General features: G+C 37.0%; 12 protein-coding genes and 1 pseudogene. 9 read left to right on the top strand and 4 right to left on the bottom strand.

Annotated features, from left to right (window positions below; all coding sequences use genetic code 11):
- The first annotated feature begins 166 nt into the window (after nucleotides 1-166).
- Complete coding sequence (locus V7K44_RS30645; RefSeq protein WP_322649390.1) at nucleotides 167-304, top strand: photosystem I protein PsaX; 138 nt, start codon at nucleotides 167-169, stop codon at nucleotides 302-304.
- Nucleotides 305-325: 21 nt separating this feature from the next.
- On the opposite strand, the gene V7K44_RS30650 is transcribed toward V7K44_RS30645, so the two are convergent.
- Nucleotides 326-1192 carry a branched-chain amino acid ABC transporter permease gene (locus V7K44_RS30650; protein WP_322717901.1) on the bottom strand — a complete coding sequence of 289 codons (867 nt, stop codon included), beginning with the start codon at nucleotides 1190-1192 and terminating at the stop codon, nucleotides 326-328.
- Nucleotides 1193-1399: 207 nt separating this feature from the next.
- On the opposite strand from V7K44_RS30650, the gene hrmK reads away from it, so the two are divergent.
- The 6 genes from hrmK to larE all read left to right on the top strand — a co-directional run bounded on the left by hrmK (nucleotide 1400) and on the right by larE (nucleotide 8430).
- Nucleotides 1400-3259: a hybrid histidine kinase/response regulator HrmK gene (hrmK, locus tag V7K44_RS30655; protein ID WP_334937454.1), complete on the top strand. Its 1860-nt coding sequence runs from the start codon at nucleotides 1400-1402 to the stop codon at nucleotides 3257-3259.
- A 317-nt stretch (nucleotides 3260-3576) separates the two neighbouring features.
- A complete protein-coding gene (locus V7K44_RS30660; protein ID WP_334937456.1) occupies nucleotides 3577-4962 on the top strand; it encodes an ABC transporter ATP-binding protein in 1386 nt (461 codons plus the stop codon).
- Complete coding sequence (locus V7K44_RS30665; protein WP_334937458.1) at nucleotides 4959-5504, top strand: hypothetical protein; 546 nt, start codon at nucleotides 4959-4961, stop codon at nucleotides 5502-5504. Before V7K44_RS30660 ends, V7K44_RS30665 begins: the two co-directional genes overlap by 4 nt.
- A gap of 69 nt (nucleotides 5505-5573) precedes the next feature.
- Nucleotides 5574-6536, top strand: coding sequence for a hypothetical protein (locus V7K44_RS30670; RefSeq protein ID WP_334937460.1), 963 nt, complete (start codon nucleotides 5574-5576; stop codon nucleotides 6534-6536).
- A gap of 3 nt (nucleotides 6537-6539) precedes the next feature.
- On the top strand, nucleotides 6540-7400 hold the full coding sequence (locus tag V7K44_RS30675; protein WP_334937462.1) for a CHAT domain-containing protein: 861 nt from the start codon (nucleotides 6540-6542) through the stop codon (nucleotides 7398-7400).
- Nucleotides 7401-7581: 181 nt separating this feature from the next.
- Nucleotides 7582-8430 carry an ATP-dependent sacrificial sulfur transferase LarE gene (gene larE / locus V7K44_RS30680; RefSeq protein WP_334937474.1) on the top strand — a complete coding sequence of 283 codons (849 nt, stop codon included), beginning with the start codon at nucleotides 7582-7584 and terminating at the stop codon, nucleotides 8428-8430.
- Nucleotides 8431-8433: 3 nt separating this feature from the next.
- Here the strand turns inward: larE and V7K44_RS30685 are convergent, their stop codons facing one another.
- Both V7K44_RS30685 and V7K44_RS30690 read right to left on the bottom strand, forming a co-directional pair.
- A complete protein-coding gene (locus V7K44_RS30685; RefSeq protein ID WP_334937476.1) occupies nucleotides 8434-8790 on the bottom strand; it encodes a DUF4864 domain-containing protein in 357 nt (118 codons plus the stop codon).
- A 66-nt stretch (nucleotides 8791-8856) separates the two neighbouring features.
- The gene (locus tag V7K44_RS30690; protein ID WP_334937464.1) at nucleotides 8857-9912 is read right to left on the bottom strand and encodes an SGNH/GDSL hydrolase family protein; all 1056 of its coding nucleotides are present in this window, start codon (nucleotides 9910-9912) and stop codon (nucleotides 8857-8859) included.
- Between the two features lie 577 nt (nucleotides 9913-10489).
- On the opposite strand from V7K44_RS30690, the pseudogene V7K44_RS30695 reads away from it, so the two are divergent.
- Nucleotides 10490-10639, top strand: a pseudogene (locus tag V7K44_RS30695) (helix-turn-helix domain-containing protein); the annotation flags it as partial.
- A gap of 215 nt (nucleotides 10640-10854) precedes the next feature.
- The gene (locus V7K44_RS30700) at nucleotides 10855-11067 is read left to right on the top strand and encodes a hypothetical protein (protein ID WP_099099566.1); all 213 of its coding nucleotides are present in this window, start codon (nucleotides 10855-10857) and stop codon (nucleotides 11065-11067) included.
- 97 nt (nucleotides 11068-11164) lie between these two features.
- Here the strand turns inward: V7K44_RS30700 and V7K44_RS30705 are convergent, their stop codons facing one another.
- Nucleotides 11165-12052 carry a DNA-methyltransferase gene (locus V7K44_RS30705; protein ID WP_334937466.1) on the bottom strand — a complete coding sequence of 296 codons (888 nt, stop codon included), beginning with the start codon at nucleotides 12050-12052 and terminating at the stop codon, nucleotides 11165-11167.
- Between the last annotated feature and the right edge of the window lie 173 nt (nucleotides 12053-12225).

Genomic DNA, 12225 nt, shown 5'->3' on the forward strand with positions numbered 1-12225 from the left:
ATAGGGTAAAGGTTACAAGGTACAGATTATTCCCTGTCACCTGTCACCTCTCACCTCTCTCCTAATCCCAATTCCCAACTTCACACAAATATTCTTAAAGAATTTGAGTATTTGGTACACCAGTTTGGTATTTCTTTAAAAGTCATGACATAAGGAGAATCGCATTATGACCGCTAAAAACAAAGATTTACCAGTTGCAGACAGTGGAGCTAAACCTCCCTACGCCTATCGCACAGGCTGGGCACTGTTCTTGTTAGCTATCAATTTCCTGGTAGCAGCCTGGTATTTCCACATTATTGAATAATTAGAAGTGGAATGGTGCTGCTCAAATCGTTCCTTTGAATAAACCTTTGGGGCGAATGAGCAGCACCAAAATCATGATCAACAGTGCGACACCTTGTTTATACTGGGAACCCAGCCAAGGAGTACTGATTTCCTGGACGATGCCAATGATAAAAGCTGCTGCGATCGCACCGTAGGGGTTGCCAATCCCACCAAGTATTACTGAGGCAAATAATGGTAATATTAGGAACCATCCCATGTTTGGGCGCACAGCTGTAATTAATCCATACATACTGCCGCCCAAAGATGTAAGAGTACCAGCTATTAGCCAAGTCCAGAAAATTACTCGGTCAACATTAATACCTGAAACCCTGGCTAAGTCCAGATCGTCCGCAACTGCTCGCATCGCCTTACCAATTTTGGTATTTTGCAGCAGATAATGCAGCGCCAAAATTGCTAGTACTGCCAACCCTAATACCAATAATTGATTTTGCGGTATCTTTAAACCCAAAATATCTAAAGCCGGAGTAACAGGTAAATTATAATTTTGGTTCTTGCCACCCCAGATAAAAATAATCCCATTGCGAAGAAATAAGGCAAGTCCGATAGAAATAATAATCAGCGTAGTGGAAGTAGCACGGATAGAGCGCATCTTTGACCACAGTAACTTTTCCGATAACAGCATTGCTGCTACTGTTCCCGCCGCCGCTAGGATCATCGACAGCCAAATATTGACTCCAATGGTGTTTATCAGCCAAGTCAGATAGGCTCCTAAAGTGAGAAAGTCACCATGAGCAAAGTTAGATAGCCGTAAAATTCCATAAGTAAGAGTCAGTCCGACTGCGGCTAAAGCAATAATGCTCCCCACCGCAATCCCATTGACGATTAGTTGGGCGAATTGTGTATCCATAAGTCTTAAGTTGGGTTTAAAAAATTTTAGGTTAGTGGTTCATACAATAATTTTTTTTGGAGTAGCTGCTAAACTCGACATCATAAGTTATGGTTTATAACAACATAAGTTGTAATTTAAAAATAAAAAAGAATTGTCCGCTAATATACATAAAATCCTGTTGGGATTTTTATGCGTAGCTAAACTTGTTCAACGGTCTAGTTGACCATGCAGCAGTATTCAAGCTTACCAGACCAGAACTCACTGATAGATGCAACGCCAAAACTTTTGACAACAATTGAGCAACTTCGCGCGCAACTGTGGCTGGAGAGCAGCTTAAACCAGTTGCAAAGTCGCCTTAATGATTGCTTGCTTTCTGCTTGTAACACTGTCCCACAGCCAGAAGCAGCACAAGCGGAAATTTTCCAAGCCGTGGTTAACGAGATTAACAGTGCTGTTCATAGCAGTAATCTGGCACTTACAGAATGTGCCGTAGGCATCGCTATGTGTCAACCACAAGAAACTGTTGCCACAGTTTGCTATGTTTCCCGTTCTTCGTCCCCAAATTCAGCGCCTTTATTTCTAGAAGTGCTGACAGCAGAAAACAAGCTGCTGTTGAGATTGCAAGAGGTGATAAAACTTGAAGATTTGCAACAGCTTGAGAATCAACAACTACCGAGCGCTTGGCGGTTAGCGGATGATTCTGGCAGCGTTATAGGCTGGCTAATTATCGCCACAGCGCCCCTAAGTTCTCATCATGAGTCACTCATAGAATCGCAAGCTCAACTCAGATCGCAATTGATGGCAAGGTCTGCCAAGCAGTGTACTACAGCCTTGGTACAACTTAGACACATCTTGTCTTGGCCGCAACGGTGTCAACAGTTAAGTAACTCTAATCAAGAATTGGAGCGCACTAATCAACTGAAAAATCAGTTTCTGGCAAACACCAGCCACGAAATTCGCACACCGCTTAGTTCCATTATTGGGTTTACCCATCTGCTTTTAGCTCCAGGGTACGAACCAAGTAAAGAACGTCAGCAAGAGTATTTAAATATCATTCAGTCTAGCGGTAAACACTTACTAGCTTTGATTAATGATATTTTGGATCTCTCTAAAATTGAAGCAAATCAGCTAGAAGTACAGTGGGAAAAAGTAGATGTGCCACTGTTGTGTAACAATGTTTTGGCACTGGTGAAAGAGAAAGCCGCTAATAAGGGCTTGAAACTGTGCCTAGAACTTGAACCCGATATTACAACCCTAGTAGCTGACCCCTTACGACTCAAGCAAATGTTGTTGAATTTACTCTTCAACGCCCTAAAGTTTACTACTAAAGGAAGTGTTGGCTTACAGGTTGCTTCCAAAGATGTATTTGTGCATTTTACAGTTTGGGATACTGGCACTGGCATTTCCCAGGAAGACCAAGTTCAACTGTTTGAGCCATATTTCCAAATTGCTAAGGCTGTAGCAGATGGTATTGAAGGTACTGGTTTGGGTTTAGCAGTGACTCAGAAACTCGCCCAAATTCATGGTGGTTCGGTGAAAGTTGAATCTGAAATGGATCGTGGCTCCCGTTTTACTCTTGTACTTCCCCTTAAGCAAGAACTGGGAGTAGGAGGACATGAGGGTGGAGAGCAAGATGAGGAAGCAGGGGAAGCAGAATTTTCCTCATTTCCTCTGCCTTTGACACCTAGTTATTCTGTAGAAGTTTTGCTGGTAGAAAATGATTTACCCAATGCCAATTTGATGCAAATTTATCTACGTAATTTGGGATATCAAGTGACTTGGGTTAAGAATGCTGCCGAGATGTGGGAGGCTCTAACTGTGTTAGAGCCAGCGGTGATTTTAATGGATGTTTGTTTGGCAGATGAAAATGGTCTTAACTTGGTGCAACAACTGCGAGAAAATCAGCAATATGGGAAGATTCCGGTAATTGTTCAAACAGCAATGGCGATGAAAGGCGATCGCGAAACTTGTCTAGCTGCTGGAGTAAATGACTATATTTCTAAACCGATTGATTTACCGCTTTTAGCTAGTCTGGTGGCCAAGTACAGTAAACCGCCAATAGCAACTGAAGAGGAAATAGAGTAGGGAACATCTCAGTAAATATATTTAGAAATTAGAAAGCACGGCTATAAAAACGTAAGCGTTCACTTAGCGTTTCCTAGTTTGCTTACCGTACTCCTACGGGGAAGCAAGCTATGCATAGCGTGGTTAGTCTGTTTCCTGAACTCTAGGAATTTGAAACCCGCCTACGCGGGTTTTGTCTGTATAGCCGCGAATTCCATGATTCTGTTGGTGAATTCATGGAAACCACATTTTACGCAGTCAGTTGCTACGAACTTTCAAGACTGTCTAAAGCTTAAGCAAATTTACGTATAATGTGAGTTAGTGCAACAAAGCAAGTCATGAATAATGCTGATCCTCAAGCAAGAGCAGTTGAAATTGAAAACTTAGTCGCCTCAAATGAACTCAATCAAGCAACAAAGCGATTAATGGATTTTGTAGCAGACTTTTCCAATAGTAAAAAGCATAGGCGAAACATTATTAATATTAGAGCTTCATACACTAACTTAAATGACGAGCAACGTCGTTTGGGAAAAACAAATGCTAGCGAGATTAGGAAACTCAGAGTAGAAATTTTGGAGTTTGCCGACTTAATTTTACAGGAGTATCAACCAATAAAAGAAGAAATTATTAGACCAGAAGATACCAATTACAGTAACTTAGAGCCTTTAAAAGTTCCAATTGATGTTTATGTTCCGCCGCAAAAGATCCATAAGATAGACGAAACTAAAACTAAATATGAAATAGCTAGAGATAACTTTAAAAAGCAGCGAGAATTAGTTATAAATTCTACTTATTCAAGCGTATTTGAATGTAACGGAATTTTTAAGAGCTATAAAAGCCGCGCTGTCAAATTTCAACTGTCTAACATTGATATAAATTTAAAATTAGGTGAAATAACGGCTGTTGTTGGTGAAAACGGAAATGGGAAAACTACTCTCTTGAAAATAATAGCGGGAGAATTGGCAACAAATACAGGAAAAATAACTTATCCATGTTTGTATTTAAACAGTAAACCAGATTTTTATTATATAAAACAACAAATCGCCTATATTCCTCAAGAATTACCAAAATGGTCTGGTTTATTGGCTGATAATCTACATTTTGCAGCATCAGTTCATGGCATTACAGGTGAAGATAATCAAGATATAGTGGATTTTACTATTAGTCGGCTAGGACTAGAAAAGTACAAAAAAGCGTCATGGAATGAAATATCTGGTGGTTTTAAAATGCGATTTGTACTAGCAAAAGCAATTATCTGTAATCCTAAACTAATTATTTTAGATGAACCTTTAGCAAATCTTGATATTAATACTCAAGTTCTTTTCTTGCAAGATTTAAAAGATTTTTCTCGGTCTAAAAAGAATCCTATCTCAATTATTATAAGTTCACAGCATCTATATGAAGTTGAGAAGATTGCTGATAATATTCTTTTTCTTAAAGATGGGCTAGCTGAATATAATGGCTCAGTTAAAGACTTAGGTAAAGATAGAGATAATAACTCTTATGAAATAAATTGCAATTTATCGAAAGAACAAATAACGGATTTACTTGAAAAGCTTAATTATAAGACAGTCGAGCAAGCAGGTAATAACTTTATTATTCATACATCTAAAGATGTAACTAATAATGACTTGCTAAAACTTTTTGTAGAACATAATATTTCGTTGGAATACTTCAGAGATATTAGCCAATCTACTCGCAATTTATTTGAAACACAATTATGATAAAAAAAGTAATTGAGAAAATCCAAAAATGGTTGTTCAAGATATTACTTCCTGAATTTTTAGATAAAATAAACCATTCTTGGTTGCTTGAGCGACCAAGACTATGGTTACTCAGACTACATTATATTACTTATTATGCACTGGTAGTAAATGTAATAATTTTTTTTATTGTTTTTATTTTTCCGATTAAACTATATCATTTATCTAGTTTTTTGATAGGAGGAATTGTTATTATTGCTATTTGTGAACTAATAGCGCTTATTTATTGGTTATACAAGCAATCTTCTTATAATATTGAAAAACAATATGGTAATCTTTGTAAGAGTAAAGGTTTTTTAGAGTTATTTGGTTATAGTGTCTGTATAATGCTAATTGCTTCAGCAACATTAGTATTCTATTTATCAGTGGCTTTGAAAAGCGCAATTGTTATTCCTCAAACCGACTTAAGTATTGATTTATTAATATTAAACTCAATTAGTCGTAATTTTAATAAAAATTCAATTTATATAGATATAGAGGGAGCTAAAGATTTTGCAACATAAATAGAACAAAATCAATTTAAAACATTAAATGAATATTTAGAATTATTAATTAAGTATGAGAGTCGCCTCATGCAAAAACAGGGAAGAAAGAGCATTTTCTCTAGTAATATTCAAGAGTATTCAAGAAAGGAAGAAATGCGTATTTCCTACTCAAAAAGAGAATTTTTGTATATTCAATCTTTGCAAGATTTGCACTTATTTTTCTTAAAGAATGAAAAACTAAAAGATTTTTTAAAAAGTTCAATTAGTCTCGAAACTTTGAAATTTATAGAATATGATGAAACACCTTCTCTTGATCGAACAGCAAAGATATTTAATTATTTACTAAATAAAAAAGAATTTAAATCTATTAAAAATAGTATTCTTGCAAATTTAGTAGAATCAATAAACAAAGGCAATACACAAGATATTACTCTTCTACTAGAAAATTATAGGGGATCAAATATATCTAATCAGCAATCGAAATCTCCAGATACTACAGATATTTTTGGTATACAAAAAGCTGAAGATATTGCCTATGATATTTATCAAAATTTTTATAGCAATGATTTTATTATAGTAATTTCATTAATTAACTATTTAATTTTGGATTTAGTTGTTCTACTTTTATTTTTATTTAAAAATACCTATTGGCTTGACTTTATACTTGCTATAATTTATCTTTTTATTCTTATAGTAGTACTTACTTTTACTGCTTCTTTGTCATCAGTCAATGACTTATCCTTAATAAAAAAAATAATGATTTTCGTCTTTTTACCAACTCTATTTTCTTATTTTCAAACACTAAATTTTATCAAACCAAATAAATATTCACGCTTTAAGACACTTAATATTATAATTTTCCCATTTGCATTAATTATTGTTGCTTACTTTATTTTATACATTTTATATGATAAAAAAATACTTGTGAGTGAAGACGATAATTATATGTCTAATTTTATAAAAATTACCATTATTAGTTTAATATATCTACCGTTTATCCCTTATATAAAAAGTCAGTTAACTAAACAATTATCTTTACCCAAGGATTAAATTATGAATAGCAAGTTTACTAGTATTAGAAACCTAATTCAGCAAGGTGATTTACAAAATGCTATTTCAAACCTCACTGAAATTACTAATGAATACTCATCTCGATATCATAATGAAGCGATTTTACACACAGCTAATTTAAAGGAATTACTAGAAAATGAGCGTAAAGGTATCCTCACCACAGAAGAAATCAGACGTGAGAAGAATCGAATCAGATATGCACTACTAAATTTAAATAATGAAATTGAGCAAGAAAATGCCACAAAAAAGATTATTAAGATTCTGTTTCTAGCTGCAAATCCTTTAAAGACTACTCATCTCAAATTAGATCAAGAGAGCCGCTCAATAGATCAAGCATTACGTAAATCAGAATTCCGCGATAAATTTGAGATAATTCAACATTGGGCTGTTCGTGTCAGTGACTTACAGGAAATTTTGTTACGTCATAAGCCTGACATCATACATTTTAGTGGTCATGGAAGTCCATCAAGTGAAATTCTTTTAGAAGATAACTCTGGTAACAGTCATCCTGTTTCAGTTAGAGCATTAAGTCAACTATTTTCTGTATTAAAAGATAATATTCGATGTGTTGTTCTGAATGCCTGTTATTCGGAAGCACAAGCAAAAGCGATCGCACAACATATTGATAGCGTGGTTGGGATGTCTAAAGCAATTAAAGATGATTCAGCTATTAGTTTTGCAACCTCATTTTATCAAGCCTTGGGCTACGGGCGTGATGTAAAAACAGCCTTTGACTTAGGTTGTGTACAAATCGATATGGAAAATTTAGATGAGCAAGACACGCCACAACTACTCGCTTTAAAATACAGCCCAACTACCATTTTTTTTACAAACAATATTTGAATACCACAATCTGTATCTTGATATATTGCACCATTCTCAATAACCGTAGGATGGACACTACCTACAATGTAAAAACAATAGTTTGAGCGAACGGTAAGCAGTACCCACGCTACAAAAATTGTTTAGCCGCCTACAATAGTATTTGTTGGGTGCTGTAAGGTTTTGGCAGGATTGGGAAATGATGCTGACAGAAAAATTTGAGCAATTAAGAGCTTTATTTAGAGAAATGGAGCAGGCATTGATTGCCTACTCTGGTGGTGTTGATAGCACTTTGGTTGCCAAAATTGCTTATGATGTGTTGGGCGATCGCGCTTTGGTTGTCACGGCTGTTTCTCCTTCACTGTTACCAGAAGAATTGGAAGACGCGAAAATTCAAGCTGCAACCATTGGGATTCCTCATAAAATCGTCCAGACTCACGAGATGGAAAATCCCAATTACACTTCTAACCCGGTTAATCGCTGTTATTTCTGTAAAAGTGAGTTGCACGACACTCTCAAACCCTTAGCTTTACAGTTGGGTTATCCTTATGTAGTTGATGGGGTGAATGCTGATGATTTGCATGATTATCGCCCAGGAATTCAGGCGGCTAAGGAAAGAGGAGCGCGATCGCCTTTAGCAGAAGTGGGTGTCACCAAAGTTGAAGTTCGCCAACTTTCGCAACAACTTGGTTTACCTTGGTGGGATAAACCTGCTCAACCTTGCCTCAGTTCCCGGTTTCCTTACGGTGAAGAGATTACTGTCGCTAAGTTGCAACGAGTCGGCAGAGGAGAAATTTATCTGCGAAAGCTAGGTTGGCAGAATTTACGCGTGCGATCGGAAGGAGATACAGCACGTATTGAATTACCACCAGAAGAAATCAAAGAGTTTGTGTTAACTAACGATTTACAAACATTAGTTTCGGCATTTCAAGATTTTGGATTTATCTACGTAACCTTAGATTTAGAAGGTTATCGTAGCGGTAAGTTAAATCAGGTTTTAAATAGGGAAGCCTTGGGCGTTAAAGTATCGGATTTTAGTTTTATAAAATAGAGTTTATTTACCTTCTAGAGCAACTAGAAAGCAACCGTTAATTCTCCAGATATGATTGGCCTGTTTTTCCATAAAATATAAAGCCCTCAAGGGAACTCCATCAGGAGCAAGTAGCAACACTGGTTGAGTTATGTTTCCCTGGATGGTTGTTATTTTTTCAAAAAAGACAGAACGAGGACGGTATACTGCTGGATAGCTTGTCTTTACCATCTGGATAAAATTTTCTGGGGTTACGAATTGCGCCTGAATTGCTGGACTGGCAAAGGCAAAAGCGCCTTGGGCATCATCTTTTTTAAAAGCTGCCAATTGGTATTCAATTACAGAACGTATGTTGATGGCATCAGTATGAGTAACTTCCATAAATTTAAAAATTGCGTAGGCGCAGCCCGTCGTAGACATCGCTCCAAGTGTTGGCAAAGCGATCGCTCAATTCTCACGCTGAGTGAGTGTGTATTCTATCTGCTGTAGTGCCGTTCGCCACACATCATATCCCTCTTGAGACAGGTGCAACCCATCTGTGGTTAATTCTGGGCGCAAATTGCCTTCCATATCCGTAAACCAGCTATAAATATTGAGATAATTAGCGCCTTCTTGTTTGGCAATCACGGTTAGTTGGATGTTGAGATGACGAATACGGCTATTAGAAATTTTTGGTAGACGAGTAGGCAAAATTGATTGGACAATGATTTGAGCTTTGGGGTGAGTCTGGCGTAAACGCCGGACAATCCGGCGATAATTATACAAAATTGTTTCATCACTAGCGCCTTTTCGTAGGTCGTTAATTCCAGCCATGATGTAAATAACATCTGGGCGCGTTGCTGAAAATGCTCCCAATCTTTTTAAAACGCCACTAGAAGTATCTCCAGATATGCCTTGATTCAGCCACAATTTACCAGCAGGCAGTTTTTCTCTCGGAAACCACATGCTCAAAGAATCACCAACTAAAATACTTAGATGATTGGCGCCTTGACCTTGAGCGATCGCTCTAGCTTCTAAAGTTAATAAACTTTTCCAGTCATCATAAGTTAGCTGACGTTTCTTGATCGACTCCCACAATGATTGCAAATTATCACTATTTACGCGTGTATAAATCTGACCTGTTTTCAGAGCTGCCAATCTTTGGTAGTAAAGTTGATTTCCAGATGTCAATAAGAGGCTAGTTGCTTGGGTGCTGGGGTTGAGTGATGACTCTGTTGATACTGGTAATCCCTGACTGCTGAATTCTGGTACGCTAGGGACGCTTTTCTCACTTACTATTGGCTGCGAACTTTTTAGGGATTGGAACGCTTGGCCGCTGAGTTCGGGTAAGGAGAGATCAACGCTCTTGATAATTTTTGTACTGACTATTGTCTGCGAACCTTGTTTTAAATCCCACAGGAATCTAGAACTTTCTGGCAGGACAATTGACAGATGTGGAAGAGCCGATGCTGGTATTGCTAATCCTGTTAACAAGCCTGCTGCCAACAGATAAGGGTCCCTCATCGCTTTCTCTCTCCTCTACTCACTGCTTTTCCTTATGACGGCATTAATTGCCTGTATTCAGGAAAATTTTACTTCGGTTAAGTTATTATTCTTATTTACGCTGTATAGTTCTGTAAAGCGTGTTCATGAGATTATATTTGACAATTTACGATCTCTTTAAAGTACGGTTTTCCCGCTGGTATACAAGTCTCGTTTATGCGAATACTTCTACTGAGGGCACTGTTTTCTTTAGCCGACTACTTTTCATAACTCAGTTGTCACAAATATTGCAAGTTTGCAAACTAGGCGATTAGTGAGTGATTTTGAGGCTCTCAGGACAAAGGTTTTTGCTTTTGATGTTGCTAATATGTGAAATAAGCATCAAATTTTAGGTTTCTAGATTTTAGTCAATTGTCGCGATCGCGTGAGAGTTGATCGACAAGCCGTTTCTCTACAAGACACTACGCGAACACGTCTACATTTTTCACTTTGTAATGTGAAATTAAGCAGTGCAAATGCACCAGTTATTAAAAGATGTGATTAGTTCAGATTAACGATTGGAGAACTAGCACAAGTAAAATGATGGTCAAGCAAAGAACTTTCTGACCGTTCTGGGATAATTTGCAGCCCAGTTATAAGTTATAAGTGTCGTCGTAAAATGGCAACAGTTGACTTTACAGTTATATACAAATTAGCTCATGCCTTTAATTTTACAATTGAGGACTTGGTGGAAATTTTGGAGAAATAGGCAAAATTATAACTGTTGAGAATATTGATATCATACGATGATATGTCTTCAATGAGCAAGTACGACGTTTGCCATACTGAGAATTTGAGAACTCACTATACATAATTCAAAATTTATGTTTACTCATTGAAGTATGAGTTGAAACACATTTAAATTAAGTTTTAACTCTAGAAAATAACCTCATTGAAAGTGCTAAGATTTAGGCTTAATCATTAGTGTTTTCCTTTTCTTCTGTGGCTAGAGCTAGTACAGCGATTGGTGTCAGTCCCATTATTAAAGAGATTGTGCAAAAACAGGCACATTCCACACGTTTGACCCTGAAAGAAGTTATTCTCATGGGGATGTTAGCTATTGATAAACTAGATGATCGAGGTCGTCAAGAGCTAGCAGATCAAGTTCATCAAATGCAGGTGAATGGAGAAATTTAATTGAGTAGTTATGAGTTAAAAGTTATAAGCGATGCCCTGAGCCTGCCGAAGGGTTATAAATTTTAACTTTTCACTCCTGACTCTTTACTTAATTTGGTTATTGGCTAAATCTATAACGACTTCCCATTACATAATTTTCATTAATTTCAAAAGATATCCATCGGCGTTGCAGAGTTTCAGCAACAAAGCCTGTTGTATTAGAACCCGCAAATGGATCTAATACTATATCACCTTCATCAGTTAAGAATTTGATGAAGAACTCGGCGAACCCTTGAGGAAAACGTGCTGGATGAGGTTTAATTTCTGCTGTTTTGCAGCGTCGTAAATAAGCACTATTCGATTCAGTATTAGCAATTTCTAGTAAATTTGGTGGAATTGCGCCTTGGTTATCCTTTTGGAATTTATCAGAAATATCATGTCCGCTAGGACGTATTTTTGCTTTATAGCCATTTTTGAGTAATTGTTTCATACTTTGGCTATATGGCTTTAAAACTTTTCTGTTATCTGCTTTAGGATTCGGTGTTTTAGACAACCACCAAACTGTGTTTACTGAGTCTTTCACACGAATTCGCCTAATTGTCACCCACTCAGCAGGGGTTGGCAGTCGAGCCGGATTATAGTGGTAAAATTCTTGAGCAAGAAAGAAACCTACTTCTTTGCATAAGCTCACTAAAAGTTCGTATTGGTAGATACTCCGCACTGGATTACCAGGCAGGTAAGCGCCGCCTAAATCTAATACGAATGAGCCATTATCTGCGAGAACTCTTTTAAATTCATAGGCAAAAGGTAGAAACCAATCAATATATTTTTCAGCGGTTTCATTACCGTATTCTTTTTTTCGGGTTAGTGCGAATGGAGGTGAGGTGAGGATGAGATTAATACTGTTGTTTTCAATAGACTTAATTAGTTCTAGGCTATCACCTAGATATATTGCGCCGTGATTTTGGGTGTAATATGATTTTAAATTTATTTGTTGTAAGTTCAAGAGTTATAAAATTATTCCGGCTTTGGGGACTTCCAAATCAAAAATAGTATCCAATAATTTCTTGTGGGGTGGGCATCTTGCCATTGGTGTCAAGTTAAGAAAATTAGAGTTTTGTCAAGTGGGTAAAACTCAATGGTTAAACTGAACACAATGGTGTTGAGAATAGCCATGAC

Origin of the sequence: Nostoc sp. (assembly GCF_036917235.1) — a bacterium.
Lineage (GTDB): Bacteria > Cyanobacteriota > Cyanobacteriia > Cyanobacteriales > Nostocaceae > Nostoc.